Origin of the sequence: Caballeronia sp. LZ003 (genome assembly GCF_031451465.1) — a bacterium.
Taxonomy (GTDB): domain Bacteria; phylum Pseudomonadota; class Gammaproteobacteria; order Burkholderiales; family Burkholderiaceae; genus Caballeronia.
On record NZ_JARUXJ010000218.1, the window covers coordinates 38,099 to 58,265 of the forward strand.

Annotated in this window: 14 protein-coding genes; 13 read left to right on the forward strand and 1 reads right to left on the reverse strand. The window is 58.1% G+C overall.

Annotated elements, in window-relative coordinates; all coding sequences use genetic code 11:
* The first annotated feature begins 12 nt into the window (after positions 1-12).
* The 9 genes from QCE79_RS34725 (at position 13) to QCE79_RS34765 (ending at position 10,709) form a co-directional block, all read left to right on the forward strand.
* On the forward strand, positions 13-1,161 hold the full coding sequence (locus QCE79_RS34725) for a hypothetical protein (protein ID WP_309852401.1): 1,149 nt from the start codon (positions 13-15) through the stop codon (positions 1,159-1,161).
* A 270-nt stretch (positions 1,162-1,431) separates the two neighbouring features.
* Positions 1,432-3,297, forward strand: coding sequence for an LPD7 domain-containing protein (locus QCE79_RS34730; RefSeq protein WP_309852404.1), 1,866 nt, complete (start codon positions 1,432-1,434; stop codon positions 3,295-3,297).
* A gap of 25 nt (positions 3,298-3,322) precedes the next feature.
* Positions 3,323-4,981 carry a DUF5710 domain-containing protein gene (locus QCE79_RS34735; protein WP_309852407.1) on the forward strand — a complete coding sequence of 553 codons (1,659 nt, stop codon included), beginning with the start codon at positions 3,323-3,325 and terminating at the stop codon, positions 4,979-4,981.
* A gap of 71 nt (positions 4,982-5,052) precedes the next feature.
* A complete protein-coding gene (locus QCE79_RS34740) occupies positions 5,053-7,572 on the forward strand; it encodes a type IV secretory system conjugative DNA transfer family protein (RefSeq protein WP_309852409.1) in 2,520 nt (839 codons plus the stop codon).
* 83 nt (positions 7,573-7,655) lie between these two features.
* A complete protein-coding gene (locus tag QCE79_RS34745; protein ID WP_309852412.1) occupies positions 7,656-8,207 on the forward strand; it encodes a hypothetical protein in 552 nt (183 codons plus the stop codon).
* Complete coding sequence (locus QCE79_RS34750; protein ID WP_309852416.1) at positions 8,117-8,881, forward strand: lytic transglycosylase domain-containing protein; 765 nt, start codon at positions 8,117-8,119, stop codon at positions 8,879-8,881. The genes QCE79_RS34745 and QCE79_RS34750 overlap by 91 nt, the downstream gene beginning before the upstream one ends.
* A gap of 360 nt (positions 8,882-9,241) precedes the next feature.
* Positions 9,242-9,400 (forward strand): YqaE/Pmp3 family membrane protein, encoded by a 159-nt coding sequence (locus tag QCE79_RS34755; protein WP_309852418.1) that lies wholly within the window; start codon positions 9,242-9,244, stop codon positions 9,398-9,400.
* 454 nt (positions 9,401-9,854) lie between these two features.
* Positions 9,855-10,070: a hypothetical protein gene (locus QCE79_RS34760; RefSeq protein ID WP_309852421.1), complete on the forward strand. Its 216-nt coding sequence runs from the start codon at positions 9,855-9,857 to the stop codon at positions 10,068-10,070.
* A 333-nt stretch (positions 10,071-10,403) separates the two neighbouring features.
* On the forward strand, positions 10,404-10,709 hold the full coding sequence (locus QCE79_RS34765; protein ID WP_309852423.1) for a hypothetical protein: 306 nt from the start codon (positions 10,404-10,406) through the stop codon (positions 10,707-10,709).
* On the opposite strand, the gene QCE79_RS34770 is transcribed toward QCE79_RS34765, so the two are convergent.
* Complete coding sequence (locus QCE79_RS34770; RefSeq protein ID WP_309852426.1) at positions 10,706-11,080, reverse strand: hypothetical protein; 375 nt, start codon at positions 11,078-11,080, stop codon at positions 10,706-10,708. The genes QCE79_RS34765 and QCE79_RS34770 overlap by 4 nt on opposite strands.
* A gap of 6 nt (positions 11,081-11,086) precedes the next feature.
* Between QCE79_RS34770 and QCE79_RS34775 the strand changes: the two genes are divergently transcribed.
* From QCE79_RS34775 to QCE79_RS34790, 4 genes are all read left to right on the forward strand, one after another.
* Complete coding sequence (locus QCE79_RS34775; RefSeq protein WP_309852429.1) at positions 11,087-16,459, forward strand: Eco57I restriction-modification methylase domain-containing protein; 5,373 nt, start codon at positions 11,087-11,089, stop codon at positions 16,457-16,459.
* A gap of 58 nt (positions 16,460-16,517) precedes the next feature.
* Complete coding sequence (locus QCE79_RS34780; protein WP_309852432.1) at positions 16,518-18,197, forward strand: DNA cytosine methyltransferase; 1,680 nt, start codon at positions 16,518-16,520, stop codon at positions 18,195-18,197.
* A gap of 53 nt (positions 18,198-18,250) precedes the next feature.
* Entirely contained in the window at positions 18,251-18,811 is a 561-nt protein-coding gene (locus tag QCE79_RS34785) for a phospholipase D family protein (RefSeq protein ID WP_309852435.1), read from the forward strand.
* A gap of 84 nt (positions 18,812-18,895) precedes the next feature.
* Positions 18,896-20,101 carry a DUF1173 domain-containing protein gene (locus tag QCE79_RS34790; RefSeq protein WP_309852438.1) on the forward strand — a complete coding sequence of 402 codons (1,206 nt, stop codon included), beginning with the start codon at positions 18,896-18,898 and terminating at the stop codon, positions 20,099-20,101.
* Positions 20,102-20,167 lie beyond the last annotated feature (66 nt).

A 20,167-nucleotide genomic window follows, 5' to 3' on the forward strand; every position in this document is an offset into this window, starting at 1 on the left:
GGAGCTACCTCAGTGGACGATGACACTTTTAACGACGGCACGACGAAGGTGAAAGTGGAGGCTGCGCGCAAGGAGCGAGCGCCGCGTCGTATTGATCCGGATGTGAAGCGGCAGCGGCTCAATCCGCTCGACAGCGACCACGATGGCGTGTCGATCACGTTCGACGGTTTGGAAAGTTATGCCGTGCGGTTTGGCTACAACCCGGACCTCGTCGCGCAGATCAGGAAGATTCCCGGAGCGGAGTTCGACGGCGTTGATTCCTGGCGCGTGCCGGTCGCGCAGTACGACGCGCTGGCCGACATCACCGCATCAATGCGTAAGGAATATTTGCTCGATTCCGCGGCACACAACGCGATCGAGTCGTCAGCGGATCGAGCCGCACGCGATCAACAGGTGACACCGGACCAGACGCCTCGTATTTCTGATTTTCATCTTCGCGGCGAACCGTTGATGGGCGAAATCCTCGCAGTCAACGATCGCTACGCTGCTCAGTTGACCGGCCTTGGCAAGCGTGACGGCGTCGCATTCGTCACCTTGCATCGCCTTGCCGACCTGTCTGAATCGCTGTTCAAAGGCGACAAGGTCGCGATCGAATACGACGACAAGGGCCGCGCGAGCGTAGGACATCGACTTACGGCGGAAGAAAAGCTGGATGCCTCTCTCGGTAAGTCGGTCGACGGGGTGAAAGTCATCGAAGAGGGCGGACAGTACAAGATTGAGTTTGATTACAACCCAGTGCTTTCTGCGCGCATTGCCCGGATCGACAGTTCGGAATTTCATCGCGAAGAGAAGGTCTGGACTGTGGACGCAAACCTGAAGTCGTTCGTCGCGCGCGCGGTCAATGAAATGCGCGCGGAAGTGGTAGCCGATCGAGCGGATCGTGAACAGGCCGTCTCGATTGCCGAGCAACGTATCGATGCGCCGAAAGTGCGCGACGCGTTCACGGGTTCGGGCAAAACATACGTCGGGCAAGTTCTCGCGGTCAATGATCGCTACGTGTTGCAGCACGCTGGAAAAGATGATGTCGTGTTGCATCGTGCACACGCTCTCGAAACGCATGCGTCCGTGGGTCAGCAAGCAAAGATTCAGTATCAGGGCGGTCGCGGACAACTTGCAGTGCCGGCCGCAGACCGCTCGAAGACTCGCGATTTGTCCCGGTAGACCAAAACATATATTTTTAAAGGATAAGAAATGGCTGCGAAAGAAGACTTCTTCGAAGCGCTTTATCAAGGCGACGTTCCGACTGCCGAGCGCGTTTGGCGCGATAACGGGTTGTCGGCTAACGTGAAAGACTCCGTCACTGGTGGTCTATTCGGCACGCACGCGCTCGGCTATGCGGTTCGGCTAAGGGCGCACGCGTTCGCAGAAGAATTGATTGCGCACGGCGCGGACGTGGACGCGCGGGGGGAAGACGGCGTATCCGCAATGTGGATGGCCAACGATCGCGCCGGAGTCGAGATTTTGCGGCGTCACGGTGCTAATGCGAACCTTCCGCTTACGCGTGGCGGGGATCAGTTCTCGAAAGGTGCAGTTGCGCTGCATCGCGCCGCTGCGGCTGGGAACGCCGATCTGGTGACCGCGTTGATTGAAGCGGGTGCGGACGCACTGGCCGTCGATGAGGATGGCGTCTCCCCGCTTCATTACGCAGCCAAGACGAGCGAGAGTGCCGTGCGCGCGCTCATTGATGCCGGCGCTGATCTGGATGCGACGGACAAGTACGGCAACACTGCGCGCAAGAGCCTCGAAGAAACGTTTCCCGCGTTCCAACAGGGTGTCGGCGCAACGCACGATGTTCCTGTCGCAGCCATGCCGAAAGACGTCCTGGCAGGATACCGATACGTGGATGGGAAAGAGTTGTCGGCAGATGCCGGTGACTATTTCATCACGGTTGCGGCTGATAACTCCATGCGTGTGGGATTTGTACCCGCGATGGGGTCGCTCGATGGCGCTATCGAGTTCGAGACCGCCGCGCAGCTGGACGAACACCTCGCAGGCGTGACGGATAAGGATCGCGCTGCGGTGAGCGCGTTCGTGCAGCGGAGCCGGGAGCGTCTGCAAACCATTGAAGCGATGCGCGACGGCATCGAGGCAACTTCGAGCGGTCAACCCTCGGTTCCGCCTGTCGAAGTCGAAGCGAACACGATTCAGGGAATCGCGAAGCCGGATGCACGCACACAGCTTGCCGATCGGCTATCGCGCGTCGATTGGTATTGCGGCTACTCGGACGACTCCGCGGTACGTATGGCCGGTGCCGCGCAGATGCAAGAGGCGTTGAAGGATCTGGAAGCCTTCGCGCAGAAAGACAAAGCAGCGGCAATCGAGCTTTGGGAGCAACACGGCGTGAAGCACATCAGTCCTCCGTCGTTTCTGCGAGATGCGCAAGCCAGTGAGCAAGCTGCCGAGGTTGCCCCGATCGTCCCAAATGCAGCAGAAAACAGCGTCACCAAAGACGAAGACGTTCGAACCGTGCCGGATGAAGCGCTCGAGAACACTATCTCGGCAGCACCCGGCCGCAATCCTCACAATTCATCGCCGGCACAGGAAAATGCCTTCCTTCGCGCGCCGCGTCCGGCACAGTTGAGCGCGACCGGATCGCCCGACAAGGCGGGCCAACCTGTAGCGGCCTCTAAGGAGGGGCCGGCAACGCTTCTCAATGGGCGTTTCATCCGTCGCGAGAACGGTGAGTATTTTCGGGTGGCCGATGGGAAGGAAAGCAAGCGCATTGCGCTTGTCGATGAAGACGAGAAGATCAGATTCGTGGATAAGCAGATGGACGCTTTCCAGGCTGCGATCGAATTGGCGAAGCATAAGGATTGGGAAGCGATCCTTGTGACCGGAACCGAGAAATTCCGGTCGGAAGCGTGGTATCACGCTCGCATGGCGGGGTTGGAAGTCGTTGGATATGAACCGACCGAGAAGGATTTGGAAACGCTCGCAGCCGCACAGACCAATGCGCCCGCGCAGTCCGTGCACACGGCGGCCGTTGGAAGCGATAAGGCAATCGCGGAATCGAAAGAGGCGGCATTGAAGCACGCGCTCGGCGCCGGGTCCGTTGTCATGGAGACGAAGGAGCAAAACGGGCTATATACGGGAAAGGTGATTCATCAGACCGAGCACCATGTTGTGCAGGATTTGGGAAAGAAATCGGCTGTGATTCACGAAAAGTCGCGTTTCGATGCGTCTGCACTGAAAAAAAGCGTCGAGCATGGCGAGAGCGTTCGGATTCAATACGCCAAGGGACGTGCGGGAGTCGAAGCGAAGCAGGACCGCTCGAGGTCGCAAGGTGTCTCGCGATAATCGTCTACCAAAGGGAGATTTTTTAATGAGCCTATCGACGCCTGAAACGTTTTCCGATGAGCGTCCACTTCCAACGTCAGAAGTGACGGCCCGAGCTAGTCAGCGTAGCGGGCGTCGATACCTCTTCGTCCCGTTTGAAGAGAAGGACGACGCGAGCAGGCTCGGCGCAAGGTTCGATGGCGGGAAAAAAGCGTGGTTTGTTCCCCACAAGGTGGATGACGCCCCGTTTGCGCGATGGTTCGAACCGAAGGAAATCGACATTGAGCAGCAGTTTGCACAAGCGTGCGCTGAATTGGGCGTGGTTTATCCGGGAGTCAAGGAAAGCGAAGGATGGATGCTGACGACCGTAACAACGAGCCGCGATCAGAAGGCGCTCAAAGGCGCGTATCGCGTCGAGTTTGGCGAAGCGCCGAATGGATACATCACGAATCACGATTCGGGCGAGAGCAAACCGTGGTTTCCGCGCGGCAAAGTGTTCTCGCTTGAAGATCGAGAGCAACACCGGAAGCTGCTCGAAGCGAACCGCAAGCAGCGCGAGGCGGAAACGAGTGATACGCGTGAACTGGTGTCACAGCGCGCGACGGCGAAGTGGGCATCCCTCGATACCGCGATCACACACCCGTATGCAGAGCGAAAACAAGTCGGCGTTTTCGGGCTTCGCCTCGATGGCGAACGGTTGGTGACGCCGATCGCGGACGCCGACGGGAAAATCTGGACTCTCCAATATATCGACCCACGCGGCAGCAAGCTCTACGAAACCGGAGGCCAGAAGACGGGGCATTTCCATGTTCTCGGGGATATCCAGGCTGGAAAAACGGTTCTCTTCGGTGAGGGTTACGCGACGTGCGCGTCCCTGCATATGGCCACCCGGCTACCTGTTGTCGAGGTGTTCGACAGCGGCAACATCGAGCCTGTTGTTTCCCAGCTCGCGCCGCGCCTGCAAGGTAAGACTCTCATCATCTGTGGCGACGATGACGTTCTCACTCGCGACAAGATCGTGCGAACCGTGAATAAACTGGGTCACAACGATTACGCTAAACCACGCCTGAAACTGGACGGCGGGATCGCGGACGACGAAGTACAGATTGACGGTATCGCTCGGCCGCTTCGCGCAAATCCGAACTGCACGTTGAGGCTGAGCTACGAACAAAGTCCGGAAGGCGTTCAGCGCGTGGTCGGTGAGTTTGCGCATGAGCGCAATCGTGTGTCTGTAAAAATTATGAACGTGGGGCGCGAGAAAGCTTTGGCGGCGGCAGCGGCGCATGGGGCGCGGACGGTTTTCCCGGTATTCGAGTCGCTGGTCGACGCGCCTACCGATTTCAACGATCTGCAAGCCCGCGAAGGATTGTCGGTCGTGCGACGCCAGGTCGGCATGGCGATGATCGGCCAAGTGCATCAACCAAGCCCGGAAAAGACGCCGGCTGAAGTTGCGCGTGCCGCGATCGGCGCGGGCGTGGTGCTCAACGACGCCAAGGAAAATGGCCGATACGTTGGTGCGATGGTCGGAAATACGACTTCGCATGCGGTCCAGAATGTTGGACGGCAGACCGCCGTTGCGCATGATCTTGGCAAGCTCGATCGCGTGCCGCGCGTTGGAACTGACGCCCGGATCGTCTATAGCAACGGGCGTGGGGAAGTAGCGACCAAAGATGAGCATGCCCGCGACGCGAACCGAAGCCGTTAGGCGCTATGACCGGGCATCTTTTTACTGTAGTATTCTGCTATAGATAAATTACAGTTAAGGGCGTGTCATACATGCTTGCAGGTCAGAGCAATCGGTCCGTTCACTTTAGCGCTTCGATCATCGTCGCCTTCCTGTTTGGGATGGCGTTGTCTTCATGGGCCGCGACGCAGTATTTTGCGCATGCCGTCCAGTATCAGGATGGACTTGGCGAGTATGTCTGGAAGGTTGGGCCGACCGTCCGAATCTATCAGCCGTTCTCGTGGTTCGGCTGGGCGGCGCAGTGGATGAATTCCACCAAGCAGCTTGAGACGTATGTAACTCGGATGTTGCTGGTTTTATGCGGTGGCGGTGTCTTGAGCTTGTTGGGGGGCTTCTTTCTTTACTACCGTAGAAGTCTTAAAAGCGAGAAGCATGACGATTTGCACGGCTCGGCTCGATGGGCGAACGAACGCGATATCGAGAAAATGGGCCTTGTCACATATGAGCGGTGGGAAGGGCCGCTTTTTCGCCGCAAGCGCACTCATCGGAAAGCCTCGGGGCCGTATCTTGGCGCGTTCGATACGAGCGCTGGTCGGAAGGTACTCCGGTACAGCGATCCTGCTCACCTCGCCTGTGCCGCGCCGTCGCGAAGTGGTAAGGGTGTCGGCCCGGTTCTAACCACGCTCCTCTCATACCCTGCAAGTACAGCGGTCAACGACATCAAGGGCGAAAACTACGAACTGTCGAGCGGATTCCGGCATTCGGCCGGCTCGCTTGTCATCAAGTTTGATCCCACGTCTGTCGATCAGAAGAGCATCGACGGGCGCTCGCGCTATAACGCAGCCGCATACTGGAACGTGCTCGATGAGATTCGCACGTACACCGAATACGACGTGATGGATGCGCAGAACGTATCGCAAGCGATCGCGGACCCGGACGGCGAAGGGATGGACGATCACTGGGTTAGCACGTCTTATGAGTTGCTGGTGGGCGTAATCCTCCATGTGAAGTATTACGAGCGGGACAAGTCGCTGAGTGGGGTTTCGACGTACCTGGCTGATCCGAGTTTCACCGACCCGGAACAGATGTACACCCGCATGATGAACGCCGAGCACGATCCCGATGGCAGCATGGGGTGGCTTGATTCGGAAGGCAACCCGACCAAAACACATCCGCAAGTTGCCATTGCCGCGCGCGCAATGCTCAACAAGGAAGAGAAAGAGCGCAACAGTGTCTTGTCGACGGCGAAGACTAAGCTGAGTTTGTACACAGAGCCAATCGTCGCGCGCAACACGTCTCGGTCGGATTTCTGCGTCAACGACCTCATGAATCACGAGAAGCCCGTGAGCCTGTACATCGTGATTCCGCCGTCCGACAAAAACCGGCTTCGTCCGCTTGTCCGCCTGTTCATCACTTTCCTGATTCTTCGACTGACGCGAAGCATGGGTTTCGAAGACGGGCGTGGCGTGAAAGATTATCGCCATAGGCTCCTGCTGCTGGTCGATGAGCTTGCATCGCTCAAAAAGATGGAGCAGTTGCAGGATGCGCTGTCGTACATGGCCGGTTATGGAATTACCGCGTTCCTTTTCTTCCAAGACTGGATTCAGCTACGGGAAGCGTATGGCGACAAGGAAACAATCACCGCAGGTTGCCAGCTGCGCATTGCTTACGCGCCGAACACGATCGACACGGCGGAAGACGTTTCGAAGATGACCGGCATTACCACAGTAAAGAGACAAAACGTGTCCTATAGCGGCACGCGTATGGGCGCCATGCTGGGACAGATGAGCGTATCGGAAGAGTTGGTCGAGCGTCCGTTGCTGACAGCGGACGAAGCGAGTCGCCTGCCGCGTGACGAGATGTTGATTTTCAACACGGGCCATCCGCCGATCCGCGCAAAGAAGTTGCGGTATTTTGAAATGCCCGTGTTTCAGCAGCGAGCAGCGATAGCGAGCCCAAGCCGCGTGTGCATGACGTTTTCGGAAGGCAAAGGGCTGGGTGTGAAGTGGTTCATGGTCGCCGTGGAGCGGGTCGACGGCGCCAAGGATCTGAACGTGACGATCAACACGTACTCGGACTTCCCGGAAGTCACGCTTGTCGTAAAGCAGGAGCATGTCGAGCGCGAAACGGTCCTCGAATTCGAGTTCGGGCTTTTCGACACCAACGGCCAACCAATCAACCGCGCGCTTGCAATCGAAGACCTCAGCTTCGTTGCGCGTCCGCTGGGCGACTGCGCAGATTTCGAGCCGAATGAGGCGTTCGAGCTTCATTTCATGGTGAAGGATTCATCGAGCTACAAACGGTTCTCACAGGCTGGTTTCTACCGCGATATGTCGGTCTATGAGCGTGAGGCTCGGCGCAAGGTTCGCAAGCTGTTCCATGACTTTGAAGCCGTTGACGGGACGCCGACCGAAGCAACAGTAGAGAGGGTCGTCGAAGGCGGGAAGTATGCCGGCAAGGTTTTGCTGGTGACGAGGCATTACATCGCGATCCACAAGCATCACGATCGCGAGCAAGTATCGCTGCATCGCATCGCGAAGCTGAATCGCTCGGCCAAGGAAGGCGAGTCGATCACGATCACGTATTCGGGACGAAAGGGGGTGGTGGTTTGATCGACTTCTTCGAGCATTCGAACATGCCGTCCGCGAGCCGCGGAATCGGCGTGCGTGTCCTGCCCGGACTCGATGCGGTTCAGATGTCGCGCGCGGCGGCATTGCATCTGTACATGCTGCTCCAGCGGTACAACTGGTGTCTGTCGAGTATCGACCAGTACCGCGTTCGCTGGACCAAATTCTGGCCATCGCGAAAGCCGGTCGAGCGAGCGTTGCTCGTTCTATTCGTCACCGCGAATAACGGCGGCGAGTTCGGCCGCAAGCTGGTGGCGGTCGATGCGCCCGTGGAATTTGAGGCGTTCGAACTCTCGCCCGACGTCGCGCCGGCGAGTCCTGCAATCCTGAAGGAGTTCGACGCGCTCTTGGCTCTGCATTACGGCCGTTTGGGTGATCCGGCTGACATCTGCGAATGGCTCCGTCGTCGTTGCCCGAAAGAATTTGCATTGCTCGTTTCGATCGGCGGTCTGTCACCGACTCTCGGGAATGGCCGGTTGGACCCTGAGCACGTTCGGCAATCCTCGCGCGCCCGCTTTATCGAATGTGGATGGGACCGCAAGGGGGCGTCGGCCATTGCGACGGCCCTTTTCAGGCATCTGATGTGGTTCTACAAAACAAAAGAGGCAGCATTATGCTGAAGACCGTATTCTCGCTGTGCGGGATGGCCCTCGCGCTCGCGGTCGGCAATGCGCGCGCTGAGGATTTGACTGCGATGATGCAGCGCTGCGCGCCGAACGTTCATCCGACGACGCTTAGCGCAATCGTGAAAACCGAATCGAGTGGTCGCATGTTTGTGCTGCTGGACAATGGCCCTGCGAATCTGCCTTTCTCTGTGCGCAAGACGATGTTGCGCACGATCTACCCTGATTCGGCCACCGAAGCCGCTTCGATTGCGCGCGACCTGATCGCGCGCGGCCATCTTGTCGATATGGGACTGACCCAGCTGAACAACCGCAACTTGGCAGGGTTGGGGTTGTCGGTCGAACAAGCGCTCGATCCGTGCACTAACCTATGGGCAGGCGGGACTATCCTTTCAAACTTCTATACCAACGCGTCGAAACAGTATCGCGATCAGCAAAGCGCGTTGCTTGCCGCGATTTCCGCATACAACACGGGCGACTTTGAACGTGGCTTCAATAACGGCTACGTTAAAACCGTGTTGCGCAATGCAGGTCAGCCGGTCCCGGCGTTGCTTACGTCCGGGCCTCGCGTGGCCTCGTCCGGGTCATCGCCGCGATCGAGCCGGCGTATTGCGCATCGCAGCGGCCTGCTCGACGCCAAGTTCTCGGAGCTTGAAGTTGAGTTTCGTTGATCGAGCAGACGCGGCGTGCGCGTCACCTTCGCTTCTCCTGTCCGCGCTTCGCCGTGTCGGCATGCGCCTACCAATCGTCCACGACGTTGAGGGATTTTTCACACCGGACGAGAGCGCTACAAACGGCTCTCGTCTGTTCGGGACACTGGAGACTTCGGACGCACGAGTATTCGTGGGCTTCGACCGCTCGAAGGTGGTTTTGCCGTCTGGTCCCGGTCACATGCGCGTGAGCGGGAAACTTTGGCTGGGCGAACGAACGAGCGTTGTTACGTTAATGGTGAACCGCTACAGAATTCTCGGGTCGCCGGCATCGCCGGCCGGACAACCGGATGCAGCGGTTGTTCTGGTCGAAGGGGCGTGATGCGCGTAGTCACTGCGGTAGTTTTCCCGTGGTTCACCTTTCTCGCGCGTGGGCGAAGACGGGACGCCCGCATTTGTATGACACTGCAACTAACCGTCATCGGCTGGATTCCTGCGACTCTATGGGCGCTTCGCGCCCATTCAGGCGACAGTTCATAGCCGGCGATCCGTCGAATCGACACGAACATTTTGATCGTAGGGGGTATTGCTAGACCGGGCGTCAGCGCGTATAGTCAATATCATGATATAAAAATATCACAGTAGGCATTTGAGGTTTATTGCCTACCATCCAGGCTAACCATTGTGACTTCACGAGATGATGATGACGGTTCGATACCTCTGATGTTGCGCCTGCCCGAAAGTGCAAGGCATCTGCCGGACCGTGGCGCTAACTCGTTCGTTACAGATTTGGAGCTTCTGACACGGATGGAATTGACCGCGACCACGCGGACCCGAGCAGTTGGACGATTCTGGCGGGCAACTGCTCAAACACTGAATCCGCCGCTGACGGCGATTGTCGCGGCATGGATGGATGACCCGGAGCTAGAGTCTTTCGCGTTGCTGGTGGAGTCGCTATTGCTTCCATCGCACGCAGCACGAAGAATGGCGAATCATGGATACCGATCAGCAAAGCCCGACGCCAGCGACCGAGAAGGCGTTGGCTCGATACAACGGGCGATACAGCAAGACGAAGCGCGGCTACGTCGTGGAAGTGATCGAGCATCGGGACGGCGATCGGGTGCTGGTGGAGGGAATCGGCCTAGATGGGTGGCGCAGGCGCTTCTTGGTCAAGAGTGAGAATTTGCAGCCACTGTGTGAGTTATTTTAGCGACTTCTGACGTTGGAAATTTGCGAGTAAAGGCTTCGTGCTATTTACCGTGAACGACATATTTATATTACTATGTCGCTCACGTAGTACGGGGCTGGCGACCGCATGGTTTGCCAGAAAGAGGTACAGGTCGCACCTGTGCCGCGACCTGGCCGACGCCGAAGGCGTCCGGGCGGGCGAATTTCTGCTGACGTTGAAGGCGCACAATGAAACGACGTGCCGATGAGGCCCAACTTGGGTTTGACTTTACTTTTAACGAGACGGTTGCCGCAATCGAGCGCATCAACGAAGATGCTGCGGCCGACCCGATAGACGAACAGACTGGAGCTAAATATGCTGGAAGGCCAACTCAAGCCGCTCGAAGTGGCAAAGCGCGTGCTGACGCCGGATACGATCTCTTCAGTGCGCCAGAGCCCGTTCCATCTCAGAGCGTGGACGATTCTCGACCGATGGGCGCTGAACTCGCCACGCCAGCTGAAAGCGCTGGAATCGGAGGGCGAAGTGATCTTGTTGGGTCGGTTGCTCGACCAGCAGACGCTGGAGCACGAAGCGCTGATGGACGCGACGGCGATGCTGCAATCGGGAGTGTCGGAGTCGGAAGTGCTAACGCTGGCGAATATCTCGACCGAACTGAGCTAGAGCGGGCAACGCCGGAAACGGTCGCGCCTGCGCCGTTCGTAGTTGAGCCGGCGACGGACTACGTCATCACCGACGCAGACCGACTGGGCGAGGGCGGGCAGAAAACCAAGTACCGGGACAATGTCGCGGCGCTCCGTCTTCTCGCTAGGCTGGGGGTTGAAGACCGGGCCGCGACACGCGAAGAGCAAGCGGTACTCGTCCGCTATGTCGGATGGGGCGGCATTCCGCAGGCGTTCGACCATCGCAACACGGAATGGCGAACAGAATTCGAAGAACTGGCTTCGCTGCTCGGCAAGGACGAGTACGAGGCCGCTCGGCGTTCCACGCAGGACGCCCACTATACGGCGCAGCCGGTCGTTGAGGCCGTTCATAGCGCGATGGCACGTTTCGGCTTCGATGGCGGTCGCATCCTCGAACCGTCGATCGGCAGCGGCAACTTCTTTGGCCTGATGCCTGATGCGATGCGCGAGCGGTCCAAGGTCACGGGCATCGAGCTTGATCGCGTCACGGCGCAGATTGCCCGACATCTGTATCCGTCTGCTTCGGTCATCAACAAAGGCTTTCAGGAAGTCACCATTCCGGGAGGCTATTTCGACGCCGCGATCGGTAATCCGCCGTTCGGCAATCAATCAGTCTACGACGCGAACCACCGCGATATCTCGCAGTTTTCGATTCACAATTACTTCATCTCCAAGTCGCTCGACAAGCTCCGCGAAGGTGGCGTCGCTGCGTTCGTCGTGTCGAACTACTTCCTCGATGCGCGCGACTCGTCTGCGCGGTCGCACATTGCCGACCACGCACATTTCATCGGCGCGGTTCGGCTTCCCAACACGGCGTTCAAAAAGAACGCGCTGACGGAAGTGACCACGGATATCGTTTTCCTCCAGAAAGCGAAGGCTGGTGAAGTCCCGGATCGAGGCTGGGTCGATATCGTGGACGTTCCCGACATTGCAGGCGGCGAAGACATGCCGCTAAACGCGTATTACGTTGACCGTCCGGAAATGATGCTGGGCAGGATGGAGCGCGCAGGCACGATGTACGCTGGTGGCACGCCCGCGCTGATCGCTCCGGAAGGCCAAGACCTTGCCATTGACCTGTCGACGGCTATCATGCGCCTCCCGGCTGGCATCTACATCGGGCGCGAAGCCGAGCAAGTCATTGCCGAAGCCACGCAAGAGCCGATCGTCGTGCCGGAAACTGTCAAGATCGGCGCGTACTTCGTCACGGAGAAAGGGAAGGTTGCGCAGCGCCTGGACGACCTTCTCGATGAGCCTCAGGCAAAGCTCGTCACCGACAAGAACGACAAGGCGCTCGAACGCATCAAGGGGATGGCCGATGTCCGGAATGTGCTGCGCGAACTGATGCGCGCCGAGCGGCGGGAAGATGTGCCGGAAGCTGATCTTTCGATGCTCCGCAGCAAGCTCAACGTGGTGTACGACGCGTTTGTGAAGCGCAACGGGCATGTGAATTCGCTAGTCAACCGGCAAGCGATGAGCGAAGACCCCGACTACCCGCTGCTGCAATCGCTCGAGCGCGACTACGATAAGGGTGTCTCGAAGGAAGTCGCGAGAAAGAATGGTGTCGATTCACGCGACCCGAGCGCGCAAAAGGCCGCAATTTTCAAAACGCGCGTCATGTCGCCCCGTCGCGAAGTGACCCACGTTGAAAGTGCCAAAGACGCGCTCGTTGTCTCGATGAACGAGACGGGTGGCGTCGATCTGGATTTGATGGTGCGCCTGTCCGGCCGCGACGAAGACGCGATCCTCCGCGAATTGCAGGGACTCGTATATCTGAATCCGGCTTCGCAGCGTTGGGAGACGGCAGACCGCTATCTGACCGGCAACGTCAAAGATAAGTTGAAGCTCGCGGAAAGTGCATCTCTCGCAGACAGCAAGTACGCCGGCAACGTCGAAGCGCTCAAACTCGTGCAGCCGCAGGACATCGAGCCTGTAGATATCTCGATCCAGCTGGGATCGACGTGGGTGCCCGATACGGTCGTCAACGACTTTGCGACGCATATCTTCGGAAACGTCCATCGGAACATCAGCTATCAATCGAGTCTCGGCAAGTGGATCGCAAACGTCGGCGCCGGCGACTCCACCACGATGCGCGTTACGTGGGGGACCGAGGACGCACCCGCGAACAAACTGCTCGAATCAATCCTGACGAACAAGGCAATCGAGGTTCAGGACATCGTCGGCTACGACGAATACCGCAACCCGATCCGAAAAACGAACGAAGCGAAAACCGCTGCTGCAAACCAGAAGGCAGACGAAATTCGTCAGGCGTTCAATGACTGGGTGTGGGAGGACAAGGATCGCCGCGAATCGCTCGGACGCCTCTATAACGATCGCTTCAATACCAATGTCGCGCCGCGTTACGACGGCTCACATCTGACGCTTCCCGGCGCATCGAGCGCCATCGAGCTTCGTCCGCACCAGAAGGACGCTATCTGGCGTGGTATTCAGGACGGCACAGAACTGTACGACCACGTTGTTGGCGCGGGCAAGACGTTCGCCTGTATTGCCACAGCGATGGAAAGCAAGCGCATGGGCTTGACGAAGAAAGCGCTGTTCGTCGTACCGAACCATCTGTTGCTGCAATGGAAAGACGACATCTACAAGCTGTACCCCGATGCAAACGTACTGATTGCAGAGAAGTCGGACTTCCAGAAAGAGAACCGCGAGCGTCTATTTGCGCGCATCGCCACAGGTGACTGGGACGCGGTTGTTGTTGGCCATTCCAGCTTCAAGAAGATCGGGATGCCGCCGCAAATGCTCAACGATATTCTCAACGAGCAGATTGACGATCTGACGGACGCGATCCTTTCCATCAAACAGGAACGCGGCGACCGCGTGACGATCAAAGAGATGGAAAAAGCGCGCGATCGAATGAAGGCGAAGCTCGAACGCGCCGCGGAAACCGGCACGAAGGATCGTGTTGTGACGTTCGATGAACTGGGTATCGACGCGATGTTTGTGGACGAAGCCGACGAGTTCAAAAACCTGTTCATTACTACGTCGCTCTCGCGCATCTCGGGCCTCGGCAACCTCCAAGGTTCCGACAAAGCATTCGACCTGTTCGTAAAAGCGCGATATCTGCAAAAGCAGAATGGCGGGCGCGGGGTGTATTTCGCGACGGGTACTCCCGTGGCGAACACCATCGCTGAAATTTATACGATGCAGCGCTACATGCAGTATGACGAGTTGAAGACGCGCGGCATCCATCATTTCGATGCGTGGGCTAGCACGTTCGGCCAGGTGGTCACGGGTTGGGAGTTGGACGCGACAGGCGTGAACTATCGGCTGAATTCCCGTTTCGCCAAATTCCAGAACGTGCCGGAACTCACGAATCTGTACCGCTCCTTCGCGGATGTCATCACGCGCGAGGATCTGCAACGTCAGGCTGAAGAGCGCGGAACGCGTTTTCCGGTCCCGAAAGTGAAGGGTGGCAAACCCACGAATATCGTTGTCGAACGCTCACCAATGCAAGCTCGGTACATGGGCGAACAAACGCCGATGCTCGATAGCGACGGCAAACCGATGCGTCGTGCAGACGGTTCGACCATCACGAACTGGACCGAGGGTTCGATCATTCACCGCATGGAGAACCTGCCAAAAGACCCCAGCGAAGACAATCCGCTCAAGATCACGAACGATGCCCGTAAAGCCGGTCTGGATTTCCGCCTGATTGATCCGGACGCTCCTGACTTCGAGGGCAGCAAAACCAACGTCGCGATTGACGAGATGGTTCGCATCTATCACGCCTGGGATCACAAGCGCGGCACTCAGCTGGTGTTCTGCGATCTGTCGACGCCGAAGCTGGATCGCAACGCGAATAGCAGTCAAGCGGCTGTCGCTCAGGACAACGCGTCTGAAGATCAGGAAGCTGCGGCCGGCGACGAAGTCGTGGTGTCGATGGACGAACTGCTGTCACGCGGGAACGGCAAGTTTTCCGTCTATGACGACATTCGCTCGAAACTCATCGGTCGGGGGATTCCCGCTGACGAAATTCGGTACATCCACGAGGCGAAGACGGACCTGCAACGCGCAAAGCTTTTCGAGCAAGTGCGCCGTGGTGACGTTCGATTTCTGCTGGGCTCGACAGCCAAGATGGGTGCCGGTACGAATGTGCAAACCCGGCTGGTCGCAGAGCATCATCTGGACGCGCCGTGGCGCCCGCGCGATCTTGAACAGCGCGAAGGCCGCATCGTGCGACAAGGCAACGAACTGTACAAGGAAGACCCGGACGGCTTTGAAGTGGAAATCCTGCGTTACGCCACGAAACAAACCTACGATTCACGCATGTGGCAGACCATCGAGTACAAGGCGGGCGCGATCGAGCAGTTTCGTCGCGGCGACGGCATCTCGCGCGTCATCGAGGACGTTGCAGGCGAGGCCGCGAACGCAGCGGAAATGAAAGCGGCGGCGACCGGCAATCCGCTTATTTTTATGCAGGTTCAATTCGCGTCTGATTTGAAAAAACTAGAAGCGCTGCACTCCAACTACAAGCGGAACCGGCATTCGTTGGAATCAAGCATCGACTGGCTGTCCAAGGGTGACGAACGCTCCGCACGCCGAATCGCAGCCCATGAGTCAGACGTGGCGCTCCGGGACTCGAACACGACCGAAGAGTGGCAGATGAAGGTTGGCCAGAACACGTTCAATGCCGAATCGAAGGATCATCTGATGGAGTCGGTCCTGAGCGGCATGCAGCGCGCGATCGAGGGCCGCGCCAAGCACATATCTGAAAAACCGGATGTCGTGAATATTGGCAAGTACCGTGGCTTCGCAGTCACCGCGACGGCAGACAACCGGCATATTCAGTTTGCACTGAAGGGTGCAGAGCGATACGTCGCCGGCAATCTCCGCTACTCGGTGGAAGACAAGTTCAGCGTCACCGGCTTCATTCAGCGCATGGACAACGTCCTCAACGTGATCGAGGAAGACATCACGTATCAGAAAGAGCAAGCCGAAACCGATCGAGCCGAACTGGTGAAGGTCAAGGAACAACTCGGCAAGCCGTTCACGCAACAGCGCGAGCTTGAGCTGATGCGCAAGAATAACGCCGACGTGATGGTCGAACTGCGGAAGATGCAAGACGACCCGGAATACGTGTCGACGTGGCAGCCTGCGACGATCGAATCGGTGCCGGCGCTAGACGGCGATCTATTCGCATCCGTCGATCCGTTGGCATCAGAACGTGCCGCGCGCGAAGAAGCATACCGTGCGGAAGTGCAAGCGTCGGTTGCGAAGGCCGCGAACGACTACGTCTCAGGCATGAAAGAGCCGCACCGCTCCGAAGAGTTCTTCAACCGCGCGCACGACCGCCTGTTTGAACTCGATGGTGCGGACGAAATCCATGCGGGCCTCATCGAGCGGATCAAGTCCGATCGCGAACTGGCGCTTGCTGTCGTGACCACTCCGGGAAAGCGGTTCGCCACTCAAGAAATGCAAGACGCCGCGGAATCGGTTGTTCAGATCATCGCAACGGCGAAACAGCAGGCGCATGCAAGTGGTCTTTCGCCTGAGATGCCGAACCGGGACGGCGGCACGTATTCCGGCCGCGTGGTTGCGCAAACTGATCACTACCTTGTTCAAGATGCGGGTCATGGAAAGGGCGTCTTGCATCATCGCGGCGATGTGATCCAGACGAATCAGGTCCGGATTGGCGACAACATCAGGCTCAGCTACAAAGCCGGCCACGCGCTTGCGCGCATGAACGATCCGAATAACTCGCTAGATCGGTAAGCATGCGTCCTGCGCCGCGCGGGCAGGCCTGCGCGGCGCAAACACCAAGGAAAACAAAATGGACGGCTATTTCATCAAAAAGATCGGCAATCATCGCGGCGCTCCGCGCGTGTGGCTTGAAGGGCTTCAGACCGCGCGTGCGGGCTTCGAACCTGGGCAGCGCTACGATGTTGTTGTCGAAGGCCAGACCGTCGTTTTACAGGCGAATCCGGACGGCACACGCGTGGTGTCCGGAAAGAGAATGGGTGAGCGCTCGAATCCGGTGATCGACCTTAACAGCCGCGAGCTACTTGCTGTTTTCGACGGCATGTCCGCTGTACGGGTGGCAGTGAAGGAAGGGCAAATTTATCTTCTGCCTCTGGCATCCGAACTGAAGAAACAGGAGCGTTTCCAGCGCTTGCGGCAGAAGCTCGAAACAGGCGAGGCGCTTGGCATAGGTAGCTTGTCGCACGGCGGCGGCGTCCTCACTCACGCCATTCATGCAGGCTTGCAGGCAGCCGGCGTGAACACGGCGTTGAAATTCGCGAACGAGATTCGTCCCGAACTTCTCGAACAGGCTGCTGCGCATAATGATGCGTGGTCGGATATCACGATCCCTCTGTCCGCGCCGATGCAGGAGTTAGCTTTTGACGATCGCGGACTCGCACAAATTCCAAAAGTGGAAATCATGGAGCTAGGTCTTCCGTGCTCCGGTGCAAGCAAAGCAGGGTTAGCGAAGAGGGGACACGGTATAGCGGAAGCGCATCCTGATGTTGGACATCTTGTTGTCGCATCGTTAGTCATTCTAAACAAGGCGTCTCCTGCTATCGTTATTTATGAAAACGTTGTTCCGTATTCCGCGTCTGCGAGCGCGGCCATCTTGCGGAATCAGCTGCGCGATCTTGGGTACGAAACGCACGAACGCGTCCTCAACGGGAAGGAATGGGGCGCGCTCGAAAATCGCGATCGTTGGTGCATGGTCGCTGTGACGCAGGGAATCAAGTTTGACTTTGACCAGTTAATGCCACCGGCAAGCAAACCTCGTGAACTGGGCGACGTGCTCGATCCGATTCCGCTTGATGATCCGCGCTGGAGTCGGATGGAAGGCCTGAAGGCGAAGCAGGAGCGTGATGCGTCAGCAGGGAAGGGGTTCAAGATGCAGATTTATGACGCTGCCGCCGAAAGTGTAGGAACGATCGGGAAGGGCTACGGAAAAGTACGCAGCACGGAGCCAAAGATTCAGCACCCAGAGAACCCGAACCTTCTGCGCCAGTTGACGGCGGTAGAGCATGCGCGGGTTAAGGGTGTCCCGCCGCATCTGGTCGACGGTCTTTCCGAGACGGTTGCCCACGAGGTGCTGGGGCAAGGGGTTGTGTATGAGCCATTCAGGGATGTTGGCCAGCACGTAGGCAACGCAATCAATCGTTTCGGCGGTCGTCCAGAAATCGAACTGAAAGAGCGCCGCGTCGCGGAGATGGTCGAAGAATTGGGCGTGTCAGAGCGAGTGGCCGACCTGGCATCGGAGGTGGTCGTAACGCTACGCAAAGCCGAGCCGTCACGCGGGCGCTATGCGGGGCGGATTCTCGCCGTCGATGGCGAGGTAGTCATTCAGGACGCCGGCAGGCAAGAGGGCGTTTTGCATCTGGCAAAGTCCTTCGATTCGCGTCCAAAGCTTGGCGATTCCGTTCGCATCCAGTACGACAGAGGTAAAGCCAAGGTGCAATCGAGAGAAACGGCACAGCTGACGCTGGGCATTTAACCGAGGCGTTGCGGAAGCGAACGACTTCTGACGTTGGAAATTGGAGATTACGTATGACGTTTGGTTCTGTCGGTCGCGGCTTTGCCGGTCTGGCCTTCCTCTGTGCATTAGCTTTTGGCGGTAGCGCACGAGCTTCCGAAGGCGTCACCGTCGAAGTCGGCTTTACACCAGGTGGTAGCGCCGAAGCACTCGTGTTGAAAACGCTGAATTCGGCGAGACAGTCGATCCGCCTGATTGGCTACTCCTTCACGTCGCCGGAAATCGTGCAGGCGCTCATTGACGCCAAAAGGAGAGGCGTCGATGTCGCAGTGGCCGTCGATTACAAGAGCAATTTCGAAGAGGATCGCTCTGGCCGAGGACGCGCGGCGCTCGGCGCACTGGTAAACGCGGGTATTCCGACACGCGTGGTGAGCGCATTCCCCATTACGCACAGTAAGTTCTTTGTCACGGACGGACGGACCGTTGAGACGGGAAGCTTCAACTACACGAGGTCCGCCGCGCGCCGGAACGCAGAGAATGTCGTGGTGCTCTCTGGAAATCTCGACGTAGTCCGCGCCTACCTGAAAAACTGGGCATACGTGTATTCGCAGGGCGAGGACTATCACCCGCATTGAAAATAAGGCGCATTAATGATATGTTTATATCAATAATGCGCCGCTTTCAGGTGGTGCGTTTCCGACTGCCAAAGGAGCAGAAAAGTGTATCGAATTGCCGGAAACACATTCGCGGCCGATGACCAGAAACTGAGCCAGGCGCTCGCTTCCGTCTACGGTTCCGAAAAGCGCCCGCTCTGCATGTGTCGCGGATCGGGCATCGAAATGTACGTGGCCAAGCTCGGCCATCAGTACATCATCAAACGGATGCCGCATACAGGCGCTCAGCACGCAACGTCGTGCGAGTCCTACGAGCCGCCTGCCGAACTGTCCGGTTTAGGCGAGGTAATGGGCGGGGCAATTCAGACGAATATTGCGGACGGCATAACAACGCTCAAGTTTGATTTCGCGCTGTCCAAGAACGGTTCGCGTGCCGCACCCGCGCCAGGCGGTGCCGAATCCGACACGGTACGCACCGATGGTAAGAAACTTACGCTTCGCGGCTTGCTGCATTATCTGTACGACGAGGGTGGCCTGACGCGCTGGTCGCCGGCAATGACGGATAAGCGCAGCTGGTGGGTCGTTCGCAAGTGCCTCCTTCAAGCAGCAAGCGACAAGGTAGCGAAGGGCGGTTCAGTTGCCGACCTGCTGTATATCCCCGAGAGTTTCTCGCTCGAAAAGAAGGACGAGATCACGCGCCGTCGCATGGCGATTTTCAATCCGCTCGCGCAAGCCGACGGCAGCACGCGCAAGCTGATGATGGTCGTCGGTGAAGTAAAAGAGATGGGCGACGCTCGCTTCGGAAAAAAGATGGTTTTGAAGCATCTGCCGGACGCGCACTTCTTTATGAACGACGATCTGTACAAGCGGATCGTGAAGCGGTTCGAGCACGAACTGTCGATGTGGAGCGGCGCAGAGTCGTCGCACCTGCTGGTTGTCGGCACGTTCGGCGTAAGCGGTGCCGGCGTCGCGTCGCTCGAAGAGGCGTCCTTGATGCTCGTTAATGAGCATTGGTTGCCCTACGAAAACGTGGACGAAAAGATGTTGCTCGATGCCCTGATTGCGCAGAAGCGTCGTTTCGTGAAGGGTCTACGTTACAACCTGCCGTCCACCACGCCGTTGGCACTCGCTGTCCTCTCTGATACCGTCGATCCGGTCGCCATGTACATCACGTCCTATGGCTCTCCCGACGAGTACCGTAAGCAGTTGCACGAGCTTATCGAGGAAAGCACGCTCGAAGCGTGGACGTGGGACACGGCCGACGAGATGCCGTCGTTCCCCGCGGTCGATGCTCGGCAGGCCCGCAAATGACGACGCCGCTCGCAGTCGGTTGCGCAGCGACTGCCGGCACAGCGGCAGGGTGTTGCCTTCCTTACC